The organism is Nonomuraea sp. AD125B, assembly GCF_041402765.1.
Taxonomy (GTDB): domain Bacteria; phylum Actinomycetota; class Actinomycetes; order Streptosporangiales; family Streptosporangiaceae; genus Nonomuraea; species Nonomuraea bangladeshensis.
On sequence record NZ_JBGLOU010000015.1, the window covers coordinates 1 to 26,143 of the forward strand.

Genomic DNA, 26,143 nt, shown 5'->3' on the forward strand with positions numbered 1-26,143 from the left:
CCGCCTGCACTCAGCCATCGGACACCTCCCGCCCGACGAGTTCGAGGCCATCTACTACGCCCAGCACCACCCCAACGAAGCCCTAGCAATCAACCGCTGAGGTCTCCATCGAACCCGGGGCGATTCAATGCGCGAGGAGCTTCATCATCTGGTGGACCGGCTGCCTGAGGAGAAGGTCGCGCCTCTGCTTCGCCTGGTCCGGGATCAACTCGATGAGCCGCAAACTGTTCGCGACTTGCCGTTCATCGGCATGCTGGATGCGGAGCCCGATTTTGCGGAACGTGCCGAGGAGATCTTGCGGTCGGAGGACAATCACTCTTTGTGATCGTTCTTGACTCAGGGCCGCTGGTCGCGGCGCTCAACGGCCAAGACAAGCACCACGATGCGTGCGCACGGCTTCTGAGGACTTACCCTGGCTCGCTGCTCGTCCCCTCCACAGTTGTCACGGAGGTGTGCCAGTTGGTCGAGAGGCGACAGGGCAGCAAAGCGGAGGCGGCCTCCTTGCGGACCTTCGGGTCAGGTCTGACACTGGTCGATCTCACCGAGCAGGATGTGGACCGGATGAGCGACTTGGTTGAGCTGTACGCGAGTCTTCCTCTGGGCGCGGTCGACGCATCCGTGATCGCGGTTGCTGAACGGCTCAACGTTTCGGAGGTCGCAACGCTTGATCGCCGTCACTTCACAGTAGTCCGTCCGAGCCACACCAGCGCGCTTCTCCTCCTGCCAGAGACCTTGTGAATTGCGACCTGAAGTTGAGTGCTACCACCAGCAGTATCTGTACAAAGTGCCTAATGGGTACTGCGGGATCGGCGGCACGGGCGTGGCCTGTCCGGTCGGCTTGACCTCCGGCGAGGCATGAACCGATGCTCCGCCAAGACCGCTGCGGTTCTGAACAGAAACCTGTACAGTTGATGCATGACTGTTCTGCGCGACGCCACTGAACTGAGCGTCACAGAGGCGGCCCAGCGAGGCGTTGCCCGCCTGGTGGCTGATGCAGAGCAGGGGACCGATCTGGTGGTCACCCGTCGGCATCAGCCAGTGGCGGCGGTGGTGAGCATTCGCCGGCTCAATGAGTTGGAGGAGGCGGCGGCTGATCTTCGTGATCTGGCGCTGGTGCTCGCTCGGTCGGTCACGGATACGGGAGAGCGGGTCTCGTTCGACGAGGTGCTTGCCGCTTTCAGGCATACTCGAGAGTCGCTGTCCGCCCTCCCGGACGATGAGTGAACCGTGTCGGACGTCGTCTTCACCGCGCCGGCAGTCGACGACCTCCGGCGCATTGGCCCAGACGCGGTACCCAAAGTGCTCAAGAAGATCCTCCTCCTGGTGGACAATCCTGAAGCTGGTTACCCACTCGGCGGGGAGCTGACCAGCTTCCGGAAACTGGTTGTCGGTCGCAACACCTGGCGTGTCGTCTATCGCGTCACTGAGGACAAGTCAGTGGAGATCTGCGAGGTGTGGGCTGTCGGTGAGCGTGCCGACGCGGAGGTGTACGCGGAGGCGACGGCGAGGGTCCGCGAGGTGGGTGCAGGCCGTCCCGAGATCATCCAGCTCGGTCAGGTGATCGAACGCCTTGGCAGGCTGGCCGATCACATGAGGGTGGAGAACGCACCTCCTAGAGAACCGGTTCCGGATTGGCTCGCGGACCGGTTGATCTTCACGGCCGGGATGGCGCGTGAGGCCGTTGCCGCTCTTGACCTTCAAGAGGCGGTCGACAGGTGGGCTGAGTACCGGTCCAAGGCTCATTAGGTCGTGCATCTATTGCCTGAAGCGAAGCGCCACCGCCAGCAGTACCTGTACAAAGTGCCCAATGGGTACTGCGGGATCGGGGGCACCAACGTCAAGCTGGGTGACCCGTCCACGGATGTCTGCCAGATGGAGTTTGCAACCCGCATCTGAACTCCGCTGAGACCGTTCGCGCGGCACGCGGACGCGGATGTCGATTCCGGCGCGCGGACGCTGGGACTTGCGTAAGCTGCAAGCTATGTTTCAGGTTATGAAACAGCCGCCATCCGTCTTGCTTCCGCTGCTGCGCTCTCCATTTCAGGGGGAGCTCCTGGCCTGGCTCTTTCTGCACCCAGGTGAGGAGTACCCCCTAATTGAGCTGGCGAAGAGGTTCGGCGTCTCGGCCCCTACGGTGACTCGCGAAGTCGATCGTCTCGCTGCTGCGGGTTTGCTCATCGAGCGCAGGATCGGCAACCTGCGGATGGTCCAGGCGGACACCGACGTGGTCGTGGCCCGCCCGCTGACCGAGTTGCTCGCCTTGACGTATGGCCCGGTGGCGGTGCTCGGTGAGCGGCTCTCCGAAATCGCTGCTGTTGAGGAGGCGTACATCTACGGCTCCTGGGCCGCGCGCTACTCGGGCGAGCCGGGAAGAGTACCGAAGGATGTGGACGTCCTGGTTGTCGGAGCCGCCGATGAGGACGATCTTTACGAGGCCGCCAGGGCCGCGGAGCGGCAACTCGGCAGAGAGGTGAACATACGTCGGCTCAGCCGCGACGACTGGGAGGCATCTGGCGGCGACCCCTTCCTGGAAACGGTCAGATCTCGGCCGCTTGTCCGACTCAAGATTGAGAAGAGGGAGAGCCGGTGAGATGGGAGCAGGGGCGCGCTGCCCTTGAAGGCATGCTCGGCCGTGGTGAGATCGAAAAAGTGGCGGCGAGCCGCGCACAGGCGGAGGAACTGCTGACTCAGGCCCGCAAACACATGGCGACGGCTCGCCTTGCAATGGAATCGGATCCGATCGGCGCCTACCAACTGCTCTACGACGCGGCTCGCAAGGCTCTGTGCGCCGTACTGGAGAACCAAGGTCTTCGGGCCAGTAGCCGAGGCGGGCACATCGCCGTGTATGAGGCGGTCAGTGCACAGCTTGATCCACCGCTGGGGCAGAGTCTGCGGTCTTTCGACCGGATGCGGCGGCGACGGAACGAAGCAGAGTACCCGCGCCTGGGCTCCCCCCGTTTCAGTGCCGATGACGTCAGAGCCGACTTGGCCAAGGTCGAGGTGATCGTGGAGATCTCGACGAAGGTGATCGATCAGATGCAGCCTTTCTGACGGCGGTTTCTCGCTACACCAGCAAAGCGCTGCCATCGGCCACGGTTCTGAGGCAGGAACGGGTACTGCGGGATCGGGGGCACCGACGGCAAACTAGGTGACCCATTCGAGTGGGGCGCCTGCCAGACGGGCCTGATCCCGGCCGAGGAGTAGCTCCGCACCTCTCGCTGTACGGCTCCTCCCCAGCCATGGGAACGAGCCGTCCCGCTGCCCGGACTTCATTCGGTTCCTACAGTCCGGCGGCGGATCAGCCGGTGGTCCAGATGCCTGCCGTCGGACAGTTCCACATCCGCCGGTTGCGTCCACGGGAGTAGTGTACGAGTTTGGCCTGGTCACAGGCGTGGCGTCGTGAAATGAAGACGGCCATCGAGTGATCCTTCGAGTAGCAAGTTCAAGATCGAAGGAGAACCAGACGATGGCCGTCGACAACAGTGTGACGCCCGCCCAGTGGCTGGCGCGGCAGATCGAGACCGACGACCCGGATCTGTTGCGATCCATGGTGAAGACCATGGCTGAAGCGTTGATGTCGGCCGAGGCCGACGGCCTGTGCGGGGCCTCTTACGGACAGCGCAGCAGCGAGCGGACCAACTCCCGCAACGGCTACCGGGCGCGCGAGTGGGACACCCGCGCCGGCACCATCGAGCTGGCCATCCCAAAGCTCCGGTCCGGCTCGTACTACCCTGACTGGCTGCTGGAACGCCGGCGGCGAGCCGAGCAGGCGCTGATCAGCGTCGTCGCCACCAGCTACCTCCTCGGGGTCTCCACGCGCAGAGTCGACAAGCTCATCGAGCAGCTCGGCATCAAACACATCTCTAAAAGCCAAGTCAGCCAGATGGCCGGCCCGTATACGTTCGTCTGGCTGGACGCGCTGACGCAGAAGGTGCGCGAGGGCGGGCGCACCATCAACGTCCACGCCCTGGTCGCCACCGGCGTGAACGCCAACGGTCAGCGCGAGGTGCTCGGCTTGGAGGTCACCTCCGCTGAGGACGGCGCCGGCTGGCTCGCTTTCCTGCGCAGCCTCGTCGCACGCGGCTTGTCCGGCGTCCAGTTGGTCATCTCGGACGCCCACCGCGGCCTGGTCGAGGCGATCGGCGCCAGCCTGCCCGGCGCGGCCTGGCAGCGCTGCCGCACGCACTACCTGCGCAACCTGCTCACCTGCGTCCCGAAGTCAGCGCAGCCGTGGGTGGCCACGTTGGTGCGCACCATCTTCGATCAGCCCACCTCCGAGCAGGTCCGTGCCCAGCACGCCTGGGTCATCGACGCTCTGGAGGCCAAGTATCCAGCCGCGTGCGAGCATCTGGACGCCGCCCGGGAGGACCTGCTGGCCTTCGCTGCCTTCCCCCGTGAGACCTGGCGGCAGATCTGGTCGAATAATCCGCAGGAGCGGCTGAACAAAGAGATCCGCCGTCGCACCGACGTGGTCGGCATCTTCCCCGACCGGGCCGCGATCATCCGCCTGGTCGGTGCGGTGCTGGCCGAGCAGACCGATGAATGGACCGAAGCCCGCCGCTACATGGGCCTGGACGTCCTCGCCAAAGCCCGGGTCCGACTCATCACCAGCGACACACCGACCGCCAACCCGATTCCGCAGACACTTACCGCTTAACCTGCAGAAACAGGATCACTCGAAGATCGATTCATACACCACGTTCGTGGACGTGACCCATCCGCCACCCGGATGTCGAGCCACGGGCCGGTGCAGAGGCGTAGACCTCTGTACGGCGAGCCACTCGGCGAAGGCGGCGCGTCCCGCCGCCGCGAAACGGTCAGGCATCCTGCAGCAAGATCCAAGCCGTTTGCAATCGTGGCCCGGAATCCTACTGCCGTGAATCACACCGGGCCGTCGCGGAGAAGCGTGATGCGCCGGGACATGAGAGCACCAGTGCGGTCCATGCCGGGGAATCGCAAGGACCACAAGGCGTCCGGCAAGCTGCCGCGATCCCATCGCTCCTTCTGATGGCTTCCGGTGACGCTGTCACCGGCAGGTGATCGACCGGGTCGGGCTTCGGCGGTGCAGGCCCTCGGACGAGATGGGGAGGCAGTGGACATGAGCATCGTGCCATTGTTCGGGATCGTGTTCGGAGCGGTGTTCATCGGGACGAGCGTCCGTGTCATCACCGTCGGGCAGTGGCTGCGGCGGCACGGGACGCGGGTGCCGGGCGTCGTCGTGAGACTGCGCCGGTCCGGCGGCCACCGCGTGTACTACCCCACACTGCGGTTCCGGACGTTGCAGGGCTTCGTGGTGGAGACCGAGTCGGACCTGGGCTTCAACCCGTCGCCGGTTCGCGTGGGCCAGCAAGTCATGGTGGTCTACGACCCTGGGCGACCCCAGCGTGTCCGTCTGGACGGGGCGGTCGGCAGTGGCGTGCTTCACAGCGTGCTGTTCCTGATCGTTGGAGCGGTCGTCCTGGTGGTCTCCCTTGTCTTCACGGCCAGTTCCTGGTTGTGAGGACGGCTACTGCGGCATCGGAGTGGTCAGTCGACCAGGCCGGCGCGGTAGGCGGCGATGGCCACTTGTACGCGGTTCGTGACGGCGAGCTTGACGAACAGGTGGGAGATGTGGCTCTTGACCGTGGCCTCGCTCATGTTCAGGCGGGCTGCGATCTCGGTGTTGGAGTGGCCGAGCCCGACCTCGACGAGCACCTCGCGCTCGCGTCCGGTCAGGGTCTCCAGCCGGGCGAGCGCGTCACGGCGGCGCCGGATGGGTTGGTCGGTGGTGAGCCGGTGGATCAGCCGCCGAGTGATCCGCGGAGACAGCATCGAGTCGCCGCCGTGCGCGAGACGGATGGCCTGGATCAGGTCGTGCGGCGAGGTGTCCTTGAGCAGGAACCCGCAGGCCCCCGCCTCCAGGGCGGTGAAGACGTGCTCGTCGCTGTCGAACGTGGAGAGGATGATCACCGCGGGTGTCCGTGCGAGCCGGCGGATGGCCCCGGTGGCGGCGAGGCCGTCGTACCGGGGCATCCTGACGTCCATCAGGACGACGTCGGGCCCCAGGCGGCGGACCGCGTCGACGGCCTGGTTGCCGTCCTCGGCCTCGCCCACGACCTCCACGTCGGGTGCGGACTCGATGATGAACCGCAGTCCCGCGCGGATCAGCGGCTCGTCGTCAACCAGCAGTGTCCTGATCATGTGATTCCCTCGGCGATGCGTCCGTGGCGTGCCACGGCAGCCGGCCCTCCAGACGCCAGCCTCCCGCATCGTCCGGCCCGCCGCGCACCGTTCCGCCGATCAGCCGGAAGCGCTCCGCCAGGCCCACCAGACCGACCCCGGCGCCGGTCTCCAGACTCGGCTGGAGCGATGGTCCGTTGGTGACCGCGATCGTGACGCCGTCTTCCCTGCTCCCGGTCGCCGTGACCGTGACCGGGGCCCCGTGGGCGTGCTTGTGCGCATTGGTCAGGCCCTCCTGGACGAGGCGATGCGCGGCTCTGGCCGTTTCCGATGGCCACGTGCCGATGTCGCCGTGCAGGGTGACGGTCCCGCCGGCCGATCGCCAGGAGTCCACCAGCCGCCGCAGGTCGGGGAAGCCGTCGTCGTCATCGTCGGGCCCGGCGCGCAGCACGCCAAGGATCTTGCGCAGCTCTTCGAGGGCCTCCTGCGCGCTGACCCTGATCAGCGCCGCCTCCCGCTCGATGCGCTCCGGCCCTGCGCTCGCGTTCACCTCGAGGCCGCCGGCATGCAGCGAGATGAGCGTGACCTTGTGCGCGAGCACGTCGTGCATCTCCCGGGCGATCCGGCCGCGCTCGGCGGACCTCGCCTGTTCGTTGCGCAGACGCTGTTCGGCCTCGGCGCGTTCGGCGCGCTCGCGCAGCGATCGGGTCAGCTCGCGGCGGGTGGTGGCGTACGCCCCTGCCGCCAGCGTGACCCCGGTCGCGGTCGCCGCCGAGATCAGCGCGTCCGGGCCCAACCGGCCGCCGTCCACCCACTGCTGGGCCAGGAACCCCGCCATGCCGATCGCCGCCAGCGCCGCGAAACGCCTGCCCGCGCCGGAGAACAGGCTGATCAGCAGCGGCCCCGGATTGCCCGACAGCACGTACGCGCCCGCCCCGGTGACGGCCACCGCCACCGGCCAGCGGCCCCGGAACCAGACCGCACCCGTGCCCGCCAGCCCGGCGACGGCGATGACGGGTCGCGGCAGCGGCGCCCACGGCGTCTTGACCGCCAGGACGGTGAGGAACAGGCAGAGCGCCACGGAGGCCGCGTTGATCGCGTGTGGCCCGAGCGCGGACATCCGCCGCAGCGCCGCGCGTAACGACAGCATCGGTCCAGCGTAGCCAGGGCGGCGGCGCACCACCTCATACCGGCGTCGGCGCTGGACGCCGGGCGTCTCCGACTTTCGTCGGAGACGCCCATGGCCGCGATGGCGATGCGGCCGCGCCCTCGCCGGCCGCATCGTGGATGGCCTCGACAAGGTCAGGAGCCGCCCGTGTATGTCTTCCGTTCGATGCTCGTCGCGGTGTGCGCGGCGCTGATGATCCTCGTGCCGCGTCCCGCCGCGGCAGCTGCCGAGATTCCGGACGAACGCGCTCTGGCCGCCTTCTTCGACGCCGCGGTGGCGGACGGGCTGGCGGCCGACCACGTGCCGGGCGCGGTCGTCTCTGTGGTGGGCGGCGGGAAGCTGCTCTTCAGCAAGGGGTACGGGCTGGCCGACGTCGAGAACCGCAGGCCCTTCGACCCGGCCACCTCCATGGTCCGGATCGCCTCGATCACCAAGCTTTTCACCTGGACCGCGGTGATGCAGCAGGTTCAGCAGGGCAAGCTGGACCTGAAGGCGGACCTGAACCGCTACCTCACCGCGTTCCGGATCCCTGTGACCTACCCCCGGCCGATCACGCTGCAGGACCTGATGGACCACACGGCCGGGTTCGAGGACCGCACGATCGGCGTGGGGTCGCGGAGCAAGGACGACGTGCCGCCCTTGGCGGACTATCTCGCCGACAACATGCCCGCGCGGGTGCGTCCGCCCGGCGAGGTGTCGGCGTACTCGAACTATGGGGCGGCGCTGGCCGGACACATCGTGGCGCGGGTGAGCGGGCAGCCGTATGACGAGTACGTGCGCGACCACATCCTCGACCCGCTCGCGATGCGGCACAGCACGGCCGCCGAGCCCGTTCCCGCCCCCTTGGCCGCGGATCTGGCGCGCAGCTACGACTACGAGGACGGGGCGTATCGGCGCAAGCCGTTCGTCTTCGACAACCTCGCCCCCGACGGGTCGATCAGTGCCACCGCGAACGACATGGCCCACTTCATGATCGCTCACCTGCTGGACGGACGCTTCGGCGACCGGCGCATCCTCGACGAGCCGACGGCCCGGCTCATGCACCGGCGGACGTTCGCGGCCGATCCGCGCATCGACGGGTACGCCCACGGGTTCAAGGAGCAGACACTCAACGGGCATCGCGTGCTCATGCACGACGGCGGCTGGGAGGGCTTCCAGAGCGCGTTGCTGCTGGTGCCCGACGCCGGCCTCGGCCTGTTCGTCTCCACGAACAGTCTCGGCGGGGCCGACGCCATGACCAAGATCATTCCTGCCTTCTTCGACCGTTTCCTGCCTGGGGAGCGCGCCGTGCCCGACGGCGGTGCTCCCGTCGTGCCTGTCGAGGGCTTCTACAAGCTCACCAGGTCCGCGGAGTCCAGCATCGAGAAGGTGGTCGCCCTGACCAGTTCCACCCGGCTGCGGGTGGAAGGCGGGAAGCTCATCTTCGGAGGCTCGACGTGGAGCCCGCTGGGGCCTGGGCTCTACCAGCAGAACGGCGGCACGCAGCGGCTGGCGCTGGTGACCGGCGGGAGCGGTGTCGCGTACGTGGCCACGGACGGCCCCGCCTACCAGCGCGTCCCCTGGTGGGACACCCCGCCGGTCAATGCCGTCGTCGTCCTGCTGTTCGCCGTCACCGCACTGACCGCCGTGCTCGGCCTGCCGGTGGCCGCTGTGGTCCGTCCGGCCAGGAAGCGTGCCGTTTCGCGGGTCTGGCGCGCCGGGCGTGTCCTGACTGGGCTCGCCGCCGCGGCCGGGCTGGTGTTCGTGGTGCTGTTCACGCTGGTTCTGACCGGCGACACGAGCATCCTGTACGGCGTGCCGACCAACGTCCAGGTCCTGCTGGTGCTGCCGCTGCTGGTCCTCGCCCTCACCGTCGCCGCGGTCGCCATGACCGTGAGGGCTTGGCGGCGCGCGGGCGTCCTGGCCCGCGGCCATCAGGTGCTCGTACTGGCTGGGCTGCTGGCCCTCCTTTGGTTCTGCCAGCACTGGAACTTGCTCGGCTGGCACCTGTGATCACTCAACCGCCTGGGGCGGTGAGCTGCCCGGCCGGGCTGACCGCCGGCGCAGCCGGATCAGGCGCCCGGCAGCCCGCCGTGCAGATCGAGGGAGGCGCGATGCCTCCGGAGAGCAGCGTCAGCGACTCTCCGCTCTCCACGATCGCTGTCGTCACGTACGGCTGTTCTGCTGGCCGGCGTGCGCGGCGAGGTCGTCGGCCAGCCGCTGTACGAGGCGCTGCAAGAAGCGCTGCGCGAACCAGCGCGACCACCACGACGTGGTGTACTGACCCTGCCAATGGATGAGAGTCCCACCGTCAGTGGGCTTCAGTTCGACCCGGGCCCGGTAGTCACGGATGATCGGCAGGAACTCTGCCTCGTAGGCGAACAAGGCCGGCTCCTGCAGTTCCGTGATCTGCTCCCGGCTGACGTTCTTGCCCTTGCGGAATGCGCGAACCGCTCCCACCTGATCACGGCCGGCCGGATCGAGGTCTGCCGAGCGCTCTCGATCCAGGTCGCCCAGTGACGACCACCTCGGCCACGACTCGGCATCGACAAGTAGCGCCCAAATCGCTTCCCGGGGCGCTGCGGAGAAGGCAGAAACGGCGTAGTGAAGCATGGTGTCCTCTTGTTCATCACGTAGGTTGCGGGGAGCCGACGTCACCGGGTCTCGGGCAGGGGCAGGAAGCGCCGGAAGGTCGCAAGAGCGACGAAGAGGACCGCGAAATGCATGAGGCCCAAGGCGATGCCGCCGACCGAATCCAGGGACAGCGCGATCAGCACATCGGGGATCAGCGAGATGACCATGACCAGCGGCACCAGCCAGGACAGGATCCTGGCGGGGTCTTCGGCGAAGCGGCGCACGATCGTCCATCCCGTAGCACCCAGGATGACGCCGATCAGGGTCAACGAAAGGTAGGCAGGTGGGGTCAGACCTGGAACGACAGCAGAGTCCGCACCGAGAGCCTGCGCGGCGAGCGCGATCAGGGCGTTGAGTAGGCCGGCACCGCCGGTGGCGGTCAGCACGGCAAAGCCGAATCCGCGGGCGATGGACTTGGTGATCACGAAGGTTCCTTCGGGTCAGCGGCTGACGGCCGCAACGGGTAGCGATCCGATGGCCGATCCCCGCCGACGAGTGACGGCTGTTCCCCGATCAGGAAGCCTCGGTCGCTGGCCGGACAACTGGCTGCTGACCGGACTTCTTCGCCGGCAAGGCGTCGTCGACGCCCACGGCCAGACCCCGCCCAGCCAGACGCAGATGAAATGCGACTACTGCGATCAACGTGAGGATGCGGAACATCAGCCGTCGCCGTGGCTGCCTCTCCGGGACCGGCCTCCCGCAGTGGATGTCGTCACCGAGCCGTGCCGGACACGATCGGAGCCGGACGTTCAGACGACTCGGCGACGAGCCGCCGGTGAACGATCCTGCGGGCAACACCGAGGACGAGCGCGCGCAGCGCCGCTGCCGGCTTGCTCGAAGGGACGAACCTCTGCTGCTTGATTTTCGCGGTGCGCTGTTGCTCGGTGATGAACGGACGAAGCCCGGCCTCCCACGCGTTCAGAGCGTCGTCGAGATCGTCGGGGTGCTCCTGCACGGCCTTGCCGAGAGCAGCGCCGCCACACAGCGAGGCCGAAGCGCCCATACCCGAGTAGGTGGTCAGGCACCACGCCGCATCACCGAGCAGGACCACCCGGCCCGAACTCCACCGCGGCATCTTCACCTGGTGAACGGAGTCGAACAGGACGTCGGGGGCATCCTCCAGGGAGTCCAGGATGTGGCGCACCACCGGGTCGTCCATTCCCGAGTAGACCGACCGCAGCTGCTCGATCCGCGGCCCGCTGAACTGCTTCTGGATGTCATCGGTCCGGTACGTCAGCAGCGTCGTGGGCGCGTGATCAGCGAACCCGAACACCCACGCCGCGCGCCCGGCGCGCGGGACGACGACGGTGTCGGTCGGAGCGAACGAGGGCACGTGCTCCTTGAGTTGGAAGGCGCACACCATCGCGTTCCAATCCATCATGTAATCCTCGTCCGGGCCGAACACCATCCGGCGCACGGTCGAGCGCAGCCCGTCCGCTCCGACCACAAGATCGAACGTTTCGCGGTGCTGCGCGCCGGAACCGGCGTCTTCGAGCAGGACCTGTATTCCGTCGACGCCCTGGATGATCTCGATCGGGGTGGTGGCGAACCGCACCTCGACCGGGTCCTCAACGCCATCGTCGGTGATGCTCTGCCACAGCGCGGCCTCGATGTCGCCACGTAACACCGCCGCCGGACCAGGCTGGTCCAGGAACCCCAGTTCCGGCTTCGGATTGCCGCGACGATCCAGCGCCCAGGTGTTCCCGCCCTCCTTCCATGCCGGGTTGCGGGTGTGCAGGTGGTCGGCGATGCCCAGGTCGGCAGCGGCCTGTCGGCCCTCCGGGAACAGGAAGATGAAGTAGCCCCCAGTTCGACGCTCGGCAGCCCGCTCGATGATCACGGGCGTCCATCCCGCTCGGCGCAGCCCGATCGCCGCGGACATTCCCGCGATTCCCAGACCGACGACCAACGCACGCTTCTGCATGGTGTTCCCCTCTTCCTGATCTGGCTGGTTGTTCCGATGACGGAGGCGAGGCTCATGACGCTTGGCAGGCAGCCGCTCCGTCGCCTCCGGGAGCCGCATGGCCGCAGTTCCTTAACTAAGTTCAACTCGCCTGGAGCAAGCGTGCCTGAACTTTGTTAAGGTGTCAACCGTGGCAAAGGGCATCAACAAGGAGCGGATCGTGGCGGCAGCGCTCGAGCTGCTCGACGAGAAGGGCATGGACGCACTCACCGTCCGTGCGCTCGCTGCGCGGCTCGATGTGCAAGCACCCGCGCTGTACTGGCACGTCCGCAACAAACAGGAACTGCTCGACGAGATGAGCACGTTCGTGATGCGCCGCGTGACGGACGCGCTGTCGGAGATCCCGCCCGGCGCCGGCTGGCGGGCCAACCTCGCCGACTACGGCCGCATTCTGCGCATGGAATACCTGCGCCATCGGGACGGGGCTCGCATCTTCAGCGGCACGCGCTTGTCGGACCCGGACGTGGTGAAAGCAAAGGAAACCTGGCTCGCGCGCTTCGTGGCGGCCGGATTCACCCTCGTCGATGCCGACGATGCCATCGACGTGGTCACCGCGTTCGTCGTCGGGTTCGTCATCGAGGAACAGGAGCGAGTGCAGTCGGACGAGGCTTCCCCAGGTCGATACTCAGCCGCCGGTCGCGATGCTTGGCTGGGCGAGGGGGCCGACCTGATCAAAGCCGTGGGTCGCCTGCCCGACGACCGCCACGCACGGTTCGCGCGGCACCTCGACATCGTCCTCGACGGACTCGCAGCGCGGCTGCACCGCTGATCGCCATGCCTCGACCTGCGCGAGTACGTGATGGAGCGCGCGTTACAGGCAGGGGTGTCGGTGTCATGGGTCACCGCGGATGAGGCCTACGGCCTGGACTTCAAGTTCCGGCGTTCCTTGGAGGAACACCGTCTCAGCCGAATCCGGCTGGTGGGAGGTCGTATTGGCTCGCAGACCGACTGATCCCCACGGGCGGGACGGCGCGCGAGGACCGGCTTCCGTGAGGGCGAAGACAGTCGGACCCGATGGCGCTTCCATGACCTACCTGGTGCGGTGCGTCTGACTACCGTCACGTTGACAGATTTGCCGTGAAGAGGATCGGCCTAATTTCGGTGGCACCTGAAAGAACATCGAAAGGGGCAGGTCATGAAGGCGACGCGGGTTGCGGGGATGGGCCTCGCAGTCGGGGCGGTGCTGGCGCTCTGCACGATCACGGGGCCGGCGCAGGCGACCGGGGGAGGCTGGGACAGAACGGTGGGCTGCGCGGAGGCGCGGCCGGAGGTCACCTCCATCAGCGGCTGGGTCTCGCCCAACGCCTGCACCTTCATCAAGCGGCAGATCACGTTCGGCAAGGTCACCACCCCCGACCGGGTGGATGCCTACGCCGAGATCTGGGCCAAGGACGCGACGCTGTGGGAGCCGGCGAAGGCGAGCGCGCCGCTGATCCAAGGTGAGGAGGCCATCAGAAAGTCGATGAGCGGATCGCTCAGCCTGGTCCCCGACTTCCGCTTCCGTGGCACGCGCATCGCCGTGAACGGTCCCGCCGTCATGTTCGAAGCGCACAACGAGGCCACGATCAAGGGACACGAGGTCACCTATCCTGCGGTCTACCGGGTCCAGCTGACCGACGGTGGCAAGGTCGACCAGGGCCGTCGCTACTACGACCGGCACACCTGGTTCAAGCCGCTCGACCCCGGGTTGCCCGACCTGTTCGCCGGCATCGCCGACGGCAGCACCCCCGACCAGGGCCGTAAGCCGGTCCTCAGCCCCGATGAGCTCGTCGCCCGGGCCGAGGCATGGAACGGCGAGAACGCGGAGGCGCTGGTGGAACGCCTCACTGGCGCGCCGCTGTCCGCCCCTGGCCTGAACGGTGGCACGCTGCGCACCAGGCAGGGCAAGCTCGCCTACCTGAAGAGGTTCTTCGACCAGGTCAGCGATGTCCAGCTGCAGCCGGGTCAGGCCGTCAAGGTCGACGGCGCGACGTACCTGGAATGGTACGGAACGCTCCTGCCCAAGGGTCAGACCGACCTGGTCAGCTTCGGCATCATCGAGCGGGTCGGCGACAACGGTGACATCTCGAACGAGTGGGCCCTGACCTTCGACCAGCTGCCGCTTGTCGCCGACGAAGCCAAGATCACCGAGCTGTACGGCAGGCTCAGGTAGCGATCGCGGCCAGCTCCGCCCGCGAGGAGATCCCCAGCTTGGGGAAGGCCTTGTAGAGGTGGTAGCCGACGGTGCGTGGGCTGAGGTACAGCTGGGCCGCGATGTCGCGGTTGGACGCGCCCGCGGCGGCCAGCCGTACCACCTGCCTCTCCTGCGTGGTGAGGACGCTGAGCGGATCGTCCGCCTGGCGCGGGGCCGCGGGGACGTCGCCGGTGGCGCGTAGCTCGGCGCGGGCGCGCTCGGCCCACAGCATCATGCCGAGCCGGTCGAAGGTCTCCAGGGCGGCGCGCAGCTGGGCGCGGGCGGCGGCCCGCTTGCGCGCCCGCCGTAGCCACTCGCCGTAGAGCAGCCGGGTGCGGGCCTGCTCGTGTGGTTGCTCGCCCTGCTCGTGCGCCCGCAGGGCCTCCTCGTACAGGTCCTCGTCGTTCTCGACGAGGGCGCGGCAGCGCAGGACGACCGCGTCGGCGGACGGCACGCCGACGCCGGCCGCCCAGTTCAGGTAGTACGCCAGGGGCTCGCGCGCCCGCTCGGGCTCCCTGGCCTTGACGGCGGCCTCGATCCGGTCAGGGGCCACGAAGACGGACACCGGCGCGTTGGCGGCCGAAATCCTCTCCAGGAGCTCCAGCGACGCCTTCGGACGGCCCAGCGCGAGCTCCAGCCGCCCGAGCCCGGCCAACGCGACCGCCTCGGCCGTGCGGAGCCCGCGCATTTCCGCCTGTTCGAAGACGGCCGCGGCCGCCGTCCGGCAACCCTGCTCGTCGCCCAGCTCGCCGCGCGCCAGGGCGAGCAGCGCGGTGAGCGCCACCGCTCCGTTCCGCTGCCCCAGGTCGCCGGTCACGGGGATGATCTCCTCAAGCCTGGTCGCCGCCTCGCGATACCTGCCGAGCAGCATCTGCGCCTGCAGCCGGGTCTCCACGGCGGTGGTCAGCCAGCCGCCCATGTCGTGGGCCCTGCACTCGGCCTCGACGCGCGCCGCGGCGGCCTCGCCCTGACCGTAGCGCCCGACGGGCGCGCACAGCTGGGCCATGAAGAGCATGCCTGGCACCTGGAGCGCGGACAGATCCGGAGCGAGCACCAGCTCCTGCATGAGCGTGACCGCATCCTTCAGGTCGCCGTTGACCAGCGCGGCCAGCCCGAGCGCGCCGCTCACCAGCGGAGAGCCGATCTCGGGCAGGGCCCTGAGCAGTCCTGCCGCCTGCTCCGCCAGGCCCGGGTCACCGGCGTACCATCCGCAGCGCACCGCCTCCACGATCAGGTAGGCCGCCCGCTCGGCGTCCAGCCTGGCGACCCGCTCCGCGCCGGCGATGATGAGCTCGCCGGCCGCGGCCTGGCTGCCCTGCTCGAACTCCCGATGGGCGCGCACCTGGATCAGGTGAGCGAGGGCCAGCGGGTCCTGGATCTCCTCGCTGGCCCGGTCGGCCAGCGAGCCCGCGCGGGTCGGCTGGCCCGCGTCGCTGGCCGCCACGGCCGCGGCGGCCAGCCGTACCGACCGCTTGGCGGTGTCGGGGGTGAGTTCGGCGGCCCGCTCGTAGGCCGCGGCCATGGCCGCGAAGCCGGAACGGGTGCGCGCCCGCTCCGCGGCCAGCTCAAGCTCGCGCGCGACGTCCTCGTCAGGCGTGGTCGTCGCCGCGGCCAGATGCCAGGCCCTGCGGTCGGCGTGCTCGCCGCCGTCGAGCACCTCGGCGAGCGCACGCCGTACGGCCAGCCGCGACGTCAACGGCAGGTTCTGGTAGGCGGCGGCCCTGATGAGCGGGTGCCTGAAGGCCACCACGGCCCCGTTCACCGTGACCAGCTTGGCCTGCTCGGCCGCTTCCAGGTCCGCCACCCCGGCGGAGAAGGACTCCGCGGCGCGCAGCACGATGCCGAGATCACCTGTGTCGTCGGCGGCGAGCACCGCGAGCAGGGCCTGAGCCCTGTCGGGCAGCGCCCTGATCTGCTGCTGGAAGGCCTGCTGCACCCGGTTGGCGACCGGAATGGTGGTGAACGGGTTCAGCTGCCCGGCCCGCTGCTCCGAGGTGAGCGTGGACGGCAGCTCGATGAGCGCGAGGGGATTGCCGCCCGCCTCGTCCAGGACGCGGTCACGCACCTTCGGCGCCAGATCCCTGGCCGACTCGGCCAGCAGCGCGACGGCGGCGTCGCGGTCCACACCGTCCAGCCACAGCTCGGGCAGCCCCTGTGGGTGGAACTCCTCCCTGCCCGCGAACACCAGCGCGATGCCTTCCGCGTCCAGCCGCCGCGCCACGAACACCAGCGCGTCGATGGACGCCCGATCGAACCACTGCGCATCGTCGACCAGGCAGAGCAGCGCCCCGTCGCCCGCGACCTCGGCCAGCAGGCTGAGCACGGCCAGCCCGACGAGGAACCGGTTCTCCGGAGCCGCCGCCCCCAGCCCCAGCGCGCCCTGCAGCGCCGCCGCCTGTGCCTCGGGCAGCATGTCGATCCGGTGAAGCTCGGAACGCAGGAGCAGATGCAGGGCGGCGTACGGCAACTCCGCCTCGGACTCGATGCCGACCCCGTGGAGCACCCGCACCCCCGCGGCCCGCTCCGTCAGGTGGCCGAGCAACGCGGTCTTCCCGATGCCCGGCTGGCCGCGTACCACCAATGCGCCACTGCGCCCGGAACGCGCGTTCGCCAGCAGCCGATCCACCTGAGCCTGCTCCGCAGCCCGCCCGTACAGCATGGCCGAAATCTAGCGGAACGCGGACATAGCTCCGGCCTGGCGGTGCGAGCGGGAGAGCGTGACCGGACACTACCGTCACGATGACAGATTCGGCGCGGCGTCGGCCTGCGTAATTTCGTCAGCACAGGGACGACAGCGTCCCGCACCGAAAGGATCTGATCATGGCCGCTCACGCCACCGCGCCCACTACTGCCGCCGACTCCGACACCGGGGCCAAGCTGCTGCGGTTCGCGCTCAAGCAGGACGCCATCGGGTCGGGCGCCAACGGCCTCGTCTTCCTGGCGGTCGCAGCGATCTTCGGCTCGATGTTCGGCCTGCCCGCCGCGTTCCTCGTGCCGGTCGGCGCGTTCCTGGTCGCCTTCGCCGCGACCCTCCTCCACCTTGCGGCGCGTCCGGTGGTGAACAGGGCGGCGGTGATCGCGGTGATGGTGGTCAACGTGGCCTGGGTGGCGGCCAGTGCGGAGATGCTGATCGCCGGATGGTTCCCGCTGACCGGTCTGGGCACGGCCTTCGTGGTCGTCCAGGCGGCAGTGGTGGCGGGCTTCACCGGCCTGCAGTTCGCCGGGCTCCGCAAGGCCTGAACGAGCTGCGGACTGTGAGACTCCGGATATTTCAGCTCGGCGCCTCGTCGGCCCATTCGGCGACCTCATAAGTTTCGTACTCCGACACCTCGCCGGGCTCGTGAAAACGGTCTGGCTGACTCTCGGTCGTCAGGCGGCGGGGCTTGCCGTCGTCTCCCGGGGGGAGATCGCGGGAGCCGTGCGGCGGCGTCGCCACGAGATCGCGCATGGCCAGCAGTGTTCCGTTGTCAGGGTCGATGATCCACTGGCGTCGGTAGGTACCGAGCTGCTTGGGTGCGGTGAAGAGGCCGAGGGGGACGGTCGTCTCCAATGGCAGGGCAATCACCACTCCAGGACGGCCCAACGGGTCGGTCGTCCTGCTCTCGACCTTGACGCCGGGCAGGGTGGCGAGCATCCGGAACGCGGCCGCCCGTACCGCCGGCGGGACGAGCGCCTCGGCCAGCAAGGTGCCGGCCACATCACTCAGCGCTCGGACGCGCTTCTCACCGTGCAGGGCCCGCATCGGCTGCCTCGTGACGACCGGAGCGTACGCCTCCCAATTGCCTTTGAGATCCAGCAGCGCGTTCTCCAACTGTTCGGGCTGGGTCGGCAGCGCGGCCAGCTGTTGCGGTGTCATGCCGAAGAATCGTCGATCGTCCACCCTGCGGCACGGTTGCCTGCTTTTCGGAGTTTCGAAGAACAGGGTGCCCGGCCCGTCCGCGGTCGCCACCTGCACCTTCATGGGAGCTCCCGCTTTCCGCCATTTCTGCCTGTCGCGGGCGGTCCACGGGCGGGCAGGCAAGTCCTGGACGGCGAAGCATGACTTGCCGCGCTGATCGGTCCAGTCGTCGTACTGCATCCTCGACTCGACCTTGTAGTGGTCCGCCGCGTTCTCGCCGACCGCGTAGATCTTCCCGGCGATACGGGTGGTGTGCCAGTACTTGCCGGTCGGCCCTTCCTGAACGTTGGCGGCGGCCACCAGCAGGGCGTTGCCCGGGGCCTGAGGGCTTCCGTTCTCGCCGAAACGGACCGGCTGGTCCCGGTCCGACGTCAGAGAGATGGTGGCCAGGGCCGCCGCGACCAGTGCGGTCGTCGCCATCATGCTCATCATCGGAACTCTGAAGCTGCGGCGGGAACGTCGGGGAGGATCAGAGCGCCAGTTGGCACGCAGGGCGAGCTGGTCCGGGGCCTCCTCCTGGGCCAGCGTCGTCCGCATCTGCCGGAGTGCGTCGAGTTCATCCATCGTTGTTCTCCCCCGGGAGGGCTTTGCGGAGTTTCGTCCGAGCCCGGTGAATTTTGGCCTTGACGGTGCCGAGGGGCAGATCCAGAATCGCCGCGATCTCGGCGTACGACAGCTGGCCCCAGGCCAGCAACAGAATGGCGCTGCGATCCTGGGAGCTCAGTGCGGCGAGGGCCTTCGCCAGATGAGGGCCCTGCGCCGCGGCGGTCATGCGATCGCTGACCAGCTCGGCGATGCCGTCCTCGGCCGGGTCCACGCCTGTTCGGGCGAACGCCCTGAACATACGGGTTTCCTGCCGATGGTGCTTGGCGGTCAGATTGCTGGCGATGCCCCATAGCCACGCGGCGAATTCTGCTCGCCCGTCGAATCGCTCCCGCTGCCGGAACGCGGTGGCGAAAGCCTCCGCCACGATGTCATCGGCGAGAGTGCGCCCGAGGCGACGTTTGATGTAGGCGTGAAGTCGCGGGGCGTGACGGTGGAACAGTTCGCCGAATGCCTCGGGGTCTTCCGAAGAGGCGGCGACCAGTTCCGCATCGCCGAGCTTCTCCGTAGGCCGACTCACCACTCTGGCCGTAGCCACGGGGCGGTGTGTCGCTTCATGATCGGGTCCTCCGGGTCCAAGGTGCTTGCTGTACCCCCTCTATCCCGAAGGCCGCTCCCAGGTTGCAGGTTCCTTGGGCACACTGTGGCGGGGTAGGGCTGCGCTGGCGAAAGCTCGAGTCACGCCTGGCGCGGGCCCAGCGCGATCTTCCTCATCGACCTGTCGCCCTTTCTGCCCACCGGAGTGGCGAAGGGTAGTGGATGAATCGCTTTGCGTGGTCAAATTCTGGCGATCGCCTGATCGGGGAGTTCTCTTGGCCATAGCATCGTTGCTATGGCCTGGGGTAGGTGGAACTGGAACCGGAAGTTCGGGAGTGGCTGGAGAAGCTGTCGGCGGAGTCGTTCGCGCGGGCGGCCTTCTACATAGATCTGCTGGCAGCGGAAGGCCCCGTTACTGGGAGAACCGTACACGCGACAGCTCGATGGCAAGCTGCGCGAGCTGCGGTTCTACCTTGATGACCTGACAATGCGAGTCAGCTACTGGATCACGTCGGATCGGCGGATCATCCTCCTGACGGTTTTCCACAAAACGCGAATGAGGGAAGATCGAGAAGTGGACCGGGCGCGGCGGGCACTGATCCGCTGCAAGGACGGGGCGCACTCGGTGGACGAGGAGTGGCGATGACCGAGCGGACCGATTGGGCTGATCTCCGTGACCGACGACTGTCCGAGCCCGGGGCGGCCGAGGCTTACGATGCGGCTCGTCTCGCCTTCGAACTCGGTAGGGCAGTACGACAGATGCGGGAATCTCGCGGGTGGAGCCAGAGTGAGCTGGCTCGCGCGGCTGACATGACGCAGTCGGCAGTGGCTCGTTTTGAAGGAGGAGGCACCGTGCCGACGCTGCCGGTCCTCGAGCGACTGGCCAAGGCTCTGGACGCCGATCTGGAGGTGCGGATCAACCCGCGTGCTCCCGTAGCCTGAGCCTGATGACCGCGCCTCACAGCGCGCGTAGTGAGAGTGAGGCGGAGGCTCTGGCCGGGAGTCTCACTCCCGACGATCGCCAAATGATCCGTACCGCTGAGCTTGCGCGGTACTGGCGGCCCTCGCGGAGGGGAACGGGGACCGATGGTGGTGGAATCGGAGGCCGAACGATCTGCATCAGGGCTGGTAGTCACTAGAGCTGCGGTGACAGTAGACGTGGCCGGCAAAGCTTCGGCGTGCGAGACTCCCGGCATGAGAGCGGCGGGTCGGGTGCTGGCCGTGCTGGTGGTGGTCGTAGCCGCCGGTTGTGCGTGGAGTCCCGATGCGGGCCCTGTCGGGCGTACGCACTCGCCTGACCGCGTCGGCGACGTGATCTCGCCGCGTCCGGTCGGGGTTGCGGAGCTTCAGGCGTTGCCGGCTCGGCCGGCGAGGTGCGGGTTGCCGCCGGAGGGGCGCGATGATCTGCGTGCGTCCGAGGTCGCGACGGCGTGGCGTACGCTCTGGGTCGATCGGGCCCGCGGATCCATGGGCCTGCTCGCCGTGGCCGCGGACGGTGCGCTCTGGACCACCTTCTGGGGAGAGAAGGAGCGCGGAGGGGTGCGTCGTCGGGATGGCGGCGCGTGGCAGGCGTTCGAGGTTCCTTCCCTTCCCCGTCGTGGTGGGCAGTCGATCGTGGCGCTCGCCGCGGCCTCGGCGGATCGCGCCTGGGTGTTCGGTCAGTCCAGTGACAGGAAGGGGGCGGACACGATCGGGTTCATCGGCACGTACGAGGGCGGCCGGTGGCGTTCGGAGGCGCTGGCGAAGCCGGCGGCCGATGCGATCGGGTGGGCCTACACCTCCGCGCGATCCCTCGGAGCGGACCGTACGTGGGCGGTGAACGGGCAGGTGGGGCTGCTGTGGACGGGGCGGGAATGGCACCACCATCAGCTGCCCGCGCGGGCGGGCGCGCTCGGCGCGGAGGGCGAGCAGGTCTGGGCGGTGACCGGGGAGCACAGCGGGCAGCCGGTGGCGATGCGCTGGGAGCAGGCGGGGTGGCGCCTGATCGGGGTGCCCGTGCTCGAGACGCCGGACCACGAGGTGTCGGGCAGCGTGCTCCGGGACGTCGCCGTGATCGGTCCCGATGACGTCTGGGCCGTGGGCGGGGTCTCGTGGCTGATGGAGCACGAGTACGACGACGAGGGCGAGCCACTGGAAAGGGGCCGCCCGGTGGCCCTGCACTGGGACGGGAGGTCGTGGACCTGCCACTGGGGCCCGCTGGGGTCGACCGCGGGGCGTCCTGCTGGGCGGATGGCCAGGTTCGGCCAGGCGGAGCCCGACGGCAGGGGCGGCCTGTGGGTGCTCGGCCGCGGCGACCTGCTCTGGCATCTGTCCGACGGGCGCTGGACCCGGCACCGGGTGCCCGCGCCGGCCGGGTACGCGGCGAAGGTCAGCTCTCTGGCCCGGCGGCCCGGTACGAGCCAGGTCTACGCCGTGGGCTCGGTGACCTCGGAGGAGAAGGACGCCTTCGAGGTCTCCCACGCCGCCCTCTGGCGGGCGGGCTGATCAGCGCTTGCGCCGGTGGCGTGGCTTGCCGCTCACCCCGCCGAACAGTGCCAGGCCCTTCACCACCAGCACCGGCGCCGACGGATCGACGTCCGCGCTGCCGTGCACGTCGAAGCCGCCGAAGATCCCGATGCCCTCGCTGCGCACCTCCATCCCCTCGGGAACGATGATCTCGGCCCCGCCGAAGATCGCGTTGATCCTGATCTCGATCTCCCTCGCCTCGAACTCGGCGTCGGTCAGATCGAGCCGCACGCCACCGAAGAGGGCCAGCCCCGTGGTCCGGCGCCGTACGCGCCAGCGACCCTTGCGCTCGCTGCCGCCGAAGACGGCGACGACGTTCTCGGGCGCGGACTCCGTGGCCGGCGGGTTGGAGACCAGGCTGGGGGCCACCGGGTGGCGCTGGTCGGCCTGGAGGTCATGGGTGAGGAGCTGGAGCTCTCCCACGGTCTTGGCCAGGTAGACCTTGTCCAGGCGTTCGGAGTACTCCTCGTGGCTCAGCTGGCCGGTGCTCATGGCTTCGCCGAGCACGGCGGCGATCTGCTCCCGGTTGTTGTCCGAGGCGCGGAGGTGTGACGGCTGAGGGTCCCTGGGCGAGGGGAGGTTTTCCATAGCAGTCACGATAGTACGCGTTCAGGGGCGGTTGAGGTAGAGGAGGACGGCCAGGACGCGGCGGTGGTCCTCCTCCGAGTTGGCCAGGCCGAGCTTGGCGAGGATCGAGCTGACATGGGTCGCCACCGTCCGGTCGGTCAGCCGGAGGCGCCGGGCGATGCCGGCGTTCGTACGGCCCTCCGCCATCAGCGCCAGCACCTCGCGCTCCCGCGCGCTGAGCGAGGCCAGAGGGTCGCCGGCCCGGCGGAAGCGACAGCAGCGGCGCGGAGGCGCTGGCCCTGGCCGCGGCCCACCCCGGCCTGTACCGCCTCGCCACCGTCGCCGCGATGCTGGCGAGCATGCTCATGGTCCCGGCGGCTCTCGGCGTCAAGCGGCTCGTGGCGGACCGGAGTCCGGGACTCGCTTTCATCGGTACGGTGCTGACGGCCGGTGGATACATCTGCTACTTCGGGATCGCCCTCAGCGGGATCCTTCCGGCGGGGGCCGGGCGTCTCGGAGATCCGTGTGAGCGGAGCCTGCGTCCGTCAGGCCTGCCCAGGGGTCCCGTTCGTTCCGGTGAGCCGCTGCTTCACAGGGAGCCCAGTCGAGGTGCTGTCGCTAGGCTGCGATCGTGATCAGCCGAGACGGGGAACTCCTGGGCATGCGGGCCGCACACAGATTGGCTGAACTGGGCACCTGTGAGATCGAGCCGGGATTGAGCGAGGCGGAGTTCGACCGCGTCGAGCGCGACTTCGGCTTCGAGTTCGCTGATGATCACAGGGCGTTCCTCGCAGCCGGACTGCCCGTGAGGGAGGAACCACAACCCGGGGCCACTTGGGAACACCCATGGCCGGACTGGCGCGGCGGTGACCCTGACCGCCTACGCGACCAACTCGCCTGGCCCGTCGAGGGGATTCTGTTCGATGTCGAGCGCAGCGCCTTCTGGCATGGCACCTGGGGCGACCGACCCGATGACCTGACAGCGGCGCTCGCTGCGGCGCGCAACCGACTGCACCTTGTGCCGACCCTCATCCCGGTCTACGGACACCGGTATCTGCCCGCGGGCCGCGGTACGTACGGGCATCCGGTGTTGTCGGTCTACCAAACAGACATCATCTTCTACGGCACCGATCTGGCGGACTACATCACGACCGAGTTCAGCGGAACAGACCGGTCGATAAGCGAAGACTGGATCGCGCCACCGCTGGTTCCCTTTTGGGGAGACCTCCTGTGAGGCCGTGTGGGGCAGGTCGTCGTACATGGGCGGGGCCTCAACTAGGGTTTTCCCATGCCCCCCGGCAAGGCTTTCCTCGTTCTGGTGTGCGCCGCCTTGACACTGTCCGGTTGTGCGACCTCCTCCTGGGAGGACATTGGCAGCGCGAAGCTGTCGGCGGACGAGCGTACGTTGACGGTTGATTTGATATTCGGCGCTCCCGAGGGATCCTCGAGGCTTTGTGAGAGGGTGACGGACACCGAACTGGACGAGTCCTCCTCACAAGTGGCCATCGGGGTCCTGGTGGAGAAGGACTGCCCCCGGCAATGGCCCTGGGAGGAGCCCGTCTTCACCAACCTGATCGGCTACCGGCATCCGGTGAAGTTCACCCTGAAGCGATCCCTCGCTGGAAGAACCGTCATCAACAGCACCGACGGTCAGCGTGTGTGGATCTATCCCGAGGAGAGCTAGTCAGGAAAACCGCAGGCTCCCCGAATTGGAAGCCACCATGGACGTTTCACTCAGCGCCTACGAACGCGCCCAGCACCTGTTCCCCGATCACGGCTGCCTGACCTGGATCAGAACCGGTACGTCCGACGAGGCGTTCGCCGGCCTGGTACGTGGTTTCGGCGGCGACCCGGCCACCGCCCATCGCGCCACCTGGGAGGACGCCGAAGGCGAAGCCTACGACGACCTGGCCGAGGACGCCGACGGCATCATGCTGGCCGCTCGGCACGGAGCGTGGACAGTCGTCATGGAGCTCTTCAACGCGCGGGGCATGAGCCTGCGGACGCTGCGCGACCTGGCGGCCGGCGGCGAGGCGTACAGCGTGGGGTGGACCGTGAACGGCCTGGCGAGCGTCACGTACGTGGTCCGGGGCGAGCTGGTCGCCACCTTCGAGCCCGCCGACCTGGCAGGCGTCGCCCCCGCGTCCGGCCGTGACTGGCTGGCCGGGCTCCCGGTGTCGGAGGAGCAGTGGCGGCGGCACTGGTTCGGCGCGGCGCTGGCCGTCGGGGAGGAACTGTCCGGAGCGCGCGTGGACGGCTCCTGGCTGCGGCGGGAACACCTGTGCGTCCAGTTGCGCCCGCTGCCGCCCCGCCCCGTGACGCCCGCGGACCTGCTGGACGCGGACATGCGGGCCGTCGCCGACCGCGATCCGCGCATCGGGGCGATCGCCGCCGACCCGACGCCCGCCAGGCTGCCGCAGATCATCCTTCTCGCCGCCGAACTGGCCGTCGTCACCACCGGACTGGAGGGCCCGTCGATCGCGGAGGCTATGCGCTTCATCGCCGCCGGCGACCGAGGCGACACGGCCCAGGAGACCCGCACTCGCCTCTTCCGCCTGCGCGACCGGTACCGCTCCGAAGCTCGCGGCGTTCCCGGTGCGACTCCGGGGCACGACACCGAGCACGGCCGCCTGCTGCTGAAGGAACGGGCCGTGCAGGCGCTGATCCACGCGCTCCGGCCCGGCGCCGACCTCGCCGAGGTCGCGCGAGAGACCGTCGAGGCCGCCGGAGAGACCCATCTCCGCGAGGACAACGGCGACCGCGAGCGGGAACGCATCCTGAGCGTCGTCACCTACTACCTGCGCACCGGGATGAGCCCGTGGTGACCGGTCCCGAGTAGGTGGCGGGACTCGTCGGCCTTCCCGGAGCTCGCGGGGTGGGGTGGGCGTACGGGAGACTGGGCAGGTGACCGACGACCGTCCCGACGCGCCCGTGACCAGCCCCTCCATCATCCTGCTCACGCTGGCCCGCCGGATCGAGACCGAGCTCAATGCCGCGCTCTCCCCGCTCGACCTCACGGTGAGCAGGCTGGGGCTGCTCGGACACATCGCCGGTGTGCCGGGCGTCTCGTTCAGCGATCTGGCGCGCATGTCCGGGACCACGGTTCAGAGCGTTCACGCGGCCGTCAAGACGCTGGCCGGGGCCGGGCTGGTGCGCGACAACACCGCCCGGGCCGGCTCGGCGTCCGCGATCGAGGTGACGCCGGAGGGCGCGCGGCTGCTCAACGCGGCGAAGGAGGCGGTGAGCGGCGTCGACGAGCGGCTGTTCGGCCCGGACGCGGACCCGATCCAGCGGCAGATCGCCGACGCCGTCCGCGCCGCCTTCTCCGGCGGCGACCCCGCCTGATTCCTGGGCCGGTCGCGGCCCGCCCCTGGTCCGCATCCAGGCCTGGCCCGAGGCTGCCCGCACGACCTTCAAGGAGCCTGAAGGATGCGGTAGGCTTCAGGCTGCCTGAAGGTCGGGGAGGAGAGCTTGTGGAAGCGCTTTTGTTGTCGGTGCATGTGCTGGCGGGCATCGTGTTCGTCGGAGGTTCGGCCGTCGCGGCCAGCCTGTTCCCCCGTTACGCGCCCATCGCGGCCGGAGTTCCCGCCGGAGGCGTGCCTGAGGCCGCGTCGCCTCAGGTCGAGCCGGACCGCAGTCGGGCCGTGGCTCTGGCGATGCACCGCATCACCCGCGGCTACAGCCTCTTCGGCATCGTCGTACCCGTCGTCGGCGTCGTGCTGGCCCTGGTCCAGGGGCGGATGGGCGAGATCTGGGTCAATGTCTCCATGCTCCTGACCGCCGCCGCGGGCGGTCTGCTCGCCCTGCAGATCTACCCCCGGCAGCGGGCCGCGCTGGCCGAGCCGGGCGACGCCGGGTCTCTGCGCAGGCTGTCCATGCTCGCCGGGATCTACAACCTGCTCTGGGCCGCCGTCGTCGTCTTGATGATCGTCCGCCCGGGTGCTGACTGAGCACGGA

Annotated in this window: 30 protein-coding genes and 1 pseudogene; 21 read left to right on the top strand and 10 right to left on the bottom strand. The window is 68.6% G+C overall.

Annotated features, from left to right (window positions below; all coding sequences use genetic code 11):
* The first annotated feature begins 127 nt into the window (after window positions 1-127).
* The 9 genes and pseudogenes from ACBR40_RS33905 (at window position 128) to ACBR40_RS33945 (ending at window position 5,500) form a co-directional block, all read left to right on the top strand.
* Window positions 128-325, top strand: a complete 198-nt coding sequence (locus ACBR40_RS33905) for a hypothetical protein (RefSeq protein ID WP_371251347.1) — start codon at window positions 128-130, stop codon at window positions 323-325.
* Entirely contained in the window at window positions 322-738 is a 417-nt protein-coding gene (locus tag ACBR40_RS33910) for a type II toxin-antitoxin system VapC family toxin (RefSeq protein WP_371251348.1), read from the top strand. Before ACBR40_RS33905 ends, ACBR40_RS33910 begins: the two co-directional genes overlap by 4 nt.
* Before the next feature lie 16 nt (window positions 739-754).
* Window positions 755-859 (top strand): annotated as a pseudogene (locus ACBR40_RS33915) (peptide-methionine (S)-S-oxide reductase); the annotation flags it as partial.
* Between the two features lie 56 nt (window positions 860-915).
* Window positions 916-1,224, top strand: coding sequence for a type II toxin-antitoxin system prevent-host-death family antitoxin (locus tag ACBR40_RS33920; protein ID WP_371251349.1), 309 nt, complete (start codon window positions 916-918; stop codon window positions 1,222-1,224).
* Window positions 1,225-1,227: 3 nt separating this feature from the next.
* On the top strand, window positions 1,228-1,746 hold the full coding sequence (locus ACBR40_RS33925; RefSeq protein ID WP_344208256.1) for a type II toxin-antitoxin system RelE/ParE family toxin: 519 nt from the start codon (window positions 1,228-1,230) through the stop codon (window positions 1,744-1,746).
* A gap of 247 nt (window positions 1,747-1,993) precedes the next feature.
* A complete protein-coding gene (locus tag ACBR40_RS33930) occupies window positions 1,994-2,590 on the top strand; it encodes a hypothetical protein (protein ID WP_371251350.1) in 597 nt (198 codons plus the stop codon).
* Window positions 2,587-3,051, top strand: coding sequence for a HEPN domain-containing protein (locus tag ACBR40_RS33935; RefSeq protein ID WP_371251351.1), 465 nt, complete (start codon window positions 2,587-2,589; stop codon window positions 3,049-3,051). Before ACBR40_RS33930 ends, ACBR40_RS33935 begins: the two co-directional genes overlap by 4 nt.
* 415 nt (window positions 3,052-3,466) lie before the next feature.
* On the top strand, window positions 3,467-4,657 hold the full coding sequence (locus tag ACBR40_RS33940; protein ID WP_371251352.1) for an IS256 family transposase: 1,191 nt from the start codon (window positions 3,467-3,469) through the stop codon (window positions 4,655-4,657).
* Window positions 4,658-5,098: 441 nt separating this feature from the next.
* Window positions 5,099-5,500, top strand: coding sequence for a DUF3592 domain-containing protein (locus tag ACBR40_RS33945; RefSeq protein ID WP_371251353.1), 402 nt, complete (start codon window positions 5,099-5,101; stop codon window positions 5,498-5,500).
* 26 nt (window positions 5,501-5,526) lie between these two features.
* Here the strand turns inward: ACBR40_RS33945 and ACBR40_RS33950 are convergent, their stop codons facing one another.
* The gene (locus ACBR40_RS33950; RefSeq protein ID WP_364459063.1) at window positions 5,527-6,180 is read right to left on the bottom strand and encodes a response regulator transcription factor; all 654 of its coding nucleotides are present in this window, start codon (window positions 6,178-6,180) and stop codon (window positions 5,527-5,529) included.
* The gene (locus ACBR40_RS33955; protein WP_371251354.1) at window positions 6,158-7,309 is read right to left on the bottom strand and encodes a sensor histidine kinase; all 1,152 of its coding nucleotides are present in this window, start codon (window positions 7,307-7,309) and stop codon (window positions 6,158-6,160) included. Before ACBR40_RS33955 ends, ACBR40_RS33950 begins: the two co-directional genes overlap by 23 nt.
* 165 nt (window positions 7,310-7,474) lie before the next feature.
* Here ACBR40_RS33955 and ACBR40_RS33960 point away from each other — a divergent pair, with 165 nt between their 5' ends.
* A complete protein-coding gene (locus ACBR40_RS33960; RefSeq protein ID WP_371251355.1) occupies window positions 7,475-9,319 on the top strand; it encodes a serine hydrolase domain-containing protein in 1,845 nt (614 codons plus the stop codon).
* A 153-nt stretch (window positions 9,320-9,472) separates the two neighbouring features.
* On the opposite strand, the gene ACBR40_RS33965 is transcribed toward ACBR40_RS33960, so the two are convergent.
* From ACBR40_RS33965 to ACBR40_RS33975, 3 genes are all read right to left on the bottom strand, one after another.
* Window positions 9,473-9,919, bottom strand: a complete 447-nt coding sequence (locus tag ACBR40_RS33965) for an SRPBCC family protein (protein ID WP_364459072.1) — start codon at window positions 9,917-9,919, stop codon at window positions 9,473-9,475.
* A 41-nt stretch (window positions 9,920-9,960) separates the two neighbouring features.
* Window positions 9,961-10,365 (bottom strand): DUF6069 family protein, encoded by a 405-nt coding sequence (locus ACBR40_RS33970; RefSeq protein ID WP_371251356.1) that lies wholly within the window; start codon window positions 10,363-10,365, stop codon window positions 9,961-9,963.
* 287 nt (window positions 10,366-10,652) lie between these two features.
* Window positions 10,653-11,963, bottom strand: coding sequence for an FAD-dependent monooxygenase (locus ACBR40_RS33975; protein ID WP_371251357.1), 1,311 nt, complete (start codon window positions 11,961-11,963; stop codon window positions 10,653-10,655).
* A 70-nt stretch (window positions 11,964-12,033) separates the two neighbouring features.
* Between ACBR40_RS33975 and ACBR40_RS33980 the strand changes: the two genes are divergently transcribed.
* Together ACBR40_RS33980 and ACBR40_RS33985 are read left to right on the top strand one after the other, a co-directional pair.
* Complete coding sequence (locus tag ACBR40_RS33980) at window positions 12,034-12,672, top strand: TetR/AcrR family transcriptional regulator C-terminal domain-containing protein (protein ID WP_344208241.1); 639 nt, start codon at window positions 12,034-12,036, stop codon at window positions 12,670-12,672.
* Window positions 12,673-13,062: 390 nt separating this feature from the next.
* A complete protein-coding gene (locus ACBR40_RS33985; RefSeq protein WP_371251358.1) occupies window positions 13,063-14,055 on the top strand; it encodes a nuclear transport factor 2 family protein in 993 nt (330 codons plus the stop codon).
* Here ACBR40_RS33985 and ACBR40_RS33990 read toward each other — a convergent pair.
* Window positions 14,048-16,735, bottom strand: coding sequence for an AAA family ATPase (locus tag ACBR40_RS33990; protein ID WP_371251359.1), 2,688 nt, complete (start codon window positions 16,733-16,735; stop codon window positions 14,048-14,050). The two genes, ACBR40_RS33985 and ACBR40_RS33990, sit on opposite strands and share 8 nt — an antisense overlap.
* 161 nt (window positions 16,736-16,896) lie before the next feature.
* On the opposite strand from ACBR40_RS33990, the gene ACBR40_RS33995 reads away from it, so the two are divergent.
* Entirely contained in the window at window positions 16,897-17,316 is a 420-nt protein-coding gene (locus ACBR40_RS33995; protein ID WP_371251360.1) for a hypothetical protein, read from the top strand.
* A 31-nt stretch (window positions 17,317-17,347) separates the two neighbouring features.
* Here ACBR40_RS33995 and ACBR40_RS34000 read toward each other — a convergent pair whose 3' ends face one another.
* Entirely contained in the window at window positions 17,348-18,538 is a 1,191-nt protein-coding gene (locus ACBR40_RS34000; protein ID WP_371251362.1) for a CU044_5270 family protein, read from the bottom strand.
* Window positions 18,531-19,115 carry an RNA polymerase sigma factor gene (locus ACBR40_RS34005; RefSeq protein ID WP_371251363.1) on the bottom strand — a complete coding sequence of 195 codons (585 nt, stop codon included), beginning with the start codon at window positions 19,113-19,115 and terminating at the stop codon, window positions 18,531-18,533. Before ACBR40_RS34005 ends, ACBR40_RS34000 begins: the two co-directional genes overlap by 8 nt.
* Window positions 19,116-19,574: 459 nt before the next feature.
* Between ACBR40_RS34005 and ACBR40_RS34010 the strand changes: the two genes are divergently transcribed.
* The 3 genes from ACBR40_RS34010 to ACBR40_RS34020 all read left to right on the top strand — a co-directional run bounded on the left by ACBR40_RS34010 (window position 19,575) and on the right by ACBR40_RS34020 (window position 21,598).
* A complete protein-coding gene (locus tag ACBR40_RS34010) occupies window positions 19,575-19,760 on the top strand; it encodes a hypothetical protein (protein ID WP_371251549.1) in 186 nt (61 codons plus the stop codon).
* The gene (locus tag ACBR40_RS34015) at window positions 19,757-20,056 is read left to right on the top strand and encodes a multiprotein-bridging factor 1 family protein (RefSeq protein WP_371251364.1); all 300 of its coding nucleotides are present in this window, start codon (window positions 19,757-19,759) and stop codon (window positions 20,054-20,056) included. The genes ACBR40_RS34010 and ACBR40_RS34015 overlap by 4 nt, the downstream gene beginning before the upstream one ends.
* A gap of 597 nt (window positions 20,057-20,653) precedes the next feature.
* On the top strand, window positions 20,654-21,598 hold the full coding sequence (locus ACBR40_RS34020) for a hypothetical protein (protein WP_371251365.1): 945 nt from the start codon (window positions 20,654-20,656) through the stop codon (window positions 21,596-21,598).
* Here ACBR40_RS34020 and ACBR40_RS34025 read toward each other — a convergent pair whose 3' ends face one another.
* Together ACBR40_RS34025 and ACBR40_RS34030 are read right to left on the bottom strand one after the other, a co-directional pair.
* Window positions 21,599-22,207, bottom strand: a complete 609-nt coding sequence (locus ACBR40_RS34025) for a DUF1707 domain-containing protein (protein WP_371251367.1) — start codon at window positions 22,205-22,207, stop codon at window positions 21,599-21,601. It lies immediately after the preceding gene.
* 21 nt (window positions 22,208-22,228) lie between these two features.
* Entirely contained in the window at window positions 22,229-22,435 is a 207-nt protein-coding gene (locus ACBR40_RS34030; RefSeq protein WP_371251550.1) for a response regulator transcription factor, read from the bottom strand.
* Between the two features lie 382 nt (window positions 22,436-22,817).
* On the opposite strand from ACBR40_RS34030, the gene ACBR40_RS34035 reads away from it, so the two are divergent.
* The 5 genes from ACBR40_RS34035 to ACBR40_RS34055 all read left to right on the top strand — a co-directional run bounded on the left by ACBR40_RS34035 (window position 22,818) and on the right by ACBR40_RS34055 (window position 26,136).
* Window positions 22,818-23,420 (top strand): hypothetical protein, encoded by a 603-nt coding sequence (locus ACBR40_RS34035; protein WP_371251368.1) that lies wholly within the window; start codon window positions 22,818-22,820, stop codon window positions 23,418-23,420.
* 54 nt (window positions 23,421-23,474) lie between these two features.
* Window positions 23,475-23,870, top strand: coding sequence for a hypothetical protein (locus ACBR40_RS34040; RefSeq protein ID WP_371251369.1), 396 nt, complete (start codon window positions 23,475-23,477; stop codon window positions 23,868-23,870).
* A 37-nt stretch (window positions 23,871-23,907) separates the two neighbouring features.
* Entirely contained in the window at window positions 23,908-25,011 is a 1,104-nt protein-coding gene (locus ACBR40_RS34045; protein ID WP_371251370.1) for a DUF6461 domain-containing protein, read from the top strand.
* Window positions 25,012-25,090: 79 nt separating this feature from the next.
* Entirely contained in the window at window positions 25,091-25,531 is a 441-nt protein-coding gene (locus tag ACBR40_RS34050) for a MarR family winged helix-turn-helix transcriptional regulator (RefSeq protein WP_371251371.1), read from the top strand.
* A 128-nt stretch (window positions 25,532-25,659) separates the two neighbouring features.
* Window positions 25,660-26,136, top strand: coding sequence for a hypothetical protein (locus ACBR40_RS34055; RefSeq protein ID WP_371251372.1), 477 nt, complete (start codon window positions 25,660-25,662; stop codon window positions 26,134-26,136).
* The last annotated feature ends 7 nt before the right edge of the window (window positions 26,137-26,143 follow it).

Excerpts from the sequence above, each read along its gene's own strand:
- ACBR40_RS33905 (WP_371251347.1), top strand. The coding sequence starts at position 128 with ATGCGCGAGGAGCTTCATCATCTGGTGGACCGGCTGCCTGAGGAGAAG.
- ACBR40_RS33920 (WP_371251349.1), top strand. The coding sequence starts at position 916 with ATGACTGTTCTGCGCGACGCCACTGAACTGAGCGTCACAGAGGCGGCC.
- ACBR40_RS33930 (WP_371251350.1), top strand. The coding sequence starts at position 1,994 with ATGAAACAGCCGCCATCCGTCTTGCTTCCGCTGCTGCGCTCTCCATTT.
- ACBR40_RS33940 (WP_371251352.1), top strand. The coding sequence starts at position 3,467 with ATGGCCGTCGACAACAGTGTGACGCCCGCCCAGTGGCTGGCGCGGCAG.
- ACBR40_RS33945 (WP_371251353.1), top strand. The coding sequence starts at position 5,099 with ATGAGCATCGTGCCATTGTTCGGGATCGTGTTCGGAGCGGTGTTCATC.
- ACBR40_RS33950 (WP_364459063.1), bottom strand. The coding sequence starts at position 6,180 with ATGATCAGGACACTGCTGGTTGACGACGAGCCGCTGATCCGCGCGGGA.
- ACBR40_RS33955 (WP_371251354.1), bottom strand. The coding sequence starts at position 7,309 with ATGCTGTCGTTACGCGCGGCGCTGCGGCGGATGTCCGCGCTCGGGCCA.
- ACBR40_RS33965 (WP_364459072.1), bottom strand. The coding sequence starts at position 9,919 with ATGCTTCACTACGCCGTTTCTGCCTTCTCCGCAGCGCCCCGGGAAGCG.
- ACBR40_RS33975 (WP_371251357.1), bottom strand. The coding sequence starts at position 11,963 with ATGCGGCTCCCGGAGGCGACGGAGCGGCTGCCTGCCAAGCGTCATGAG.
- ACBR40_RS33985 (WP_371251358.1), top strand. The coding sequence starts at position 13,063 with ATGGGCCTCGCAGTCGGGGCGGTGCTGGCGCTCTGCACGATCACGGGG.
- ACBR40_RS33990 (WP_371251359.1), bottom strand. The coding sequence starts at position 16,735 with ATGCTGTACGGGCGGGCTGCGGAGCAGGCTCAGGTGGATCGGCTGCTG.
- ACBR40_RS33995 (WP_371251360.1), top strand. The coding sequence starts at position 16,897 with ATGGCCGCTCACGCCACCGCGCCCACTACTGCCGCCGACTCCGACACC.
- ACBR40_RS34000 (WP_371251362.1), bottom strand. The coding sequence starts at position 18,538 with ATGGATGAACTCGACGCACTCCGGCAGATGCGGACGACGCTGGCCCAG.
- ACBR40_RS34015 (WP_371251364.1), top strand. The coding sequence starts at position 19,757 with ATGACCGAGCGGACCGATTGGGCTGATCTCCGTGACCGACGACTGTCC.
- ACBR40_RS34025 (WP_371251367.1), bottom strand. The coding sequence starts at position 22,207 with ATGGAAAACCTCCCCTCGCCCAGGGACCCTCAGCCGTCACACCTCCGC.
- ACBR40_RS34040 (WP_371251369.1), top strand. The coding sequence starts at position 23,475 with ATGCCCCCCGGCAAGGCTTTCCTCGTTCTGGTGTGCGCCGCCTTGACA.
- ACBR40_RS34045 (WP_371251370.1), top strand. The coding sequence starts at position 23,908 with ATGGACGTTTCACTCAGCGCCTACGAACGCGCCCAGCACCTGTTCCCC.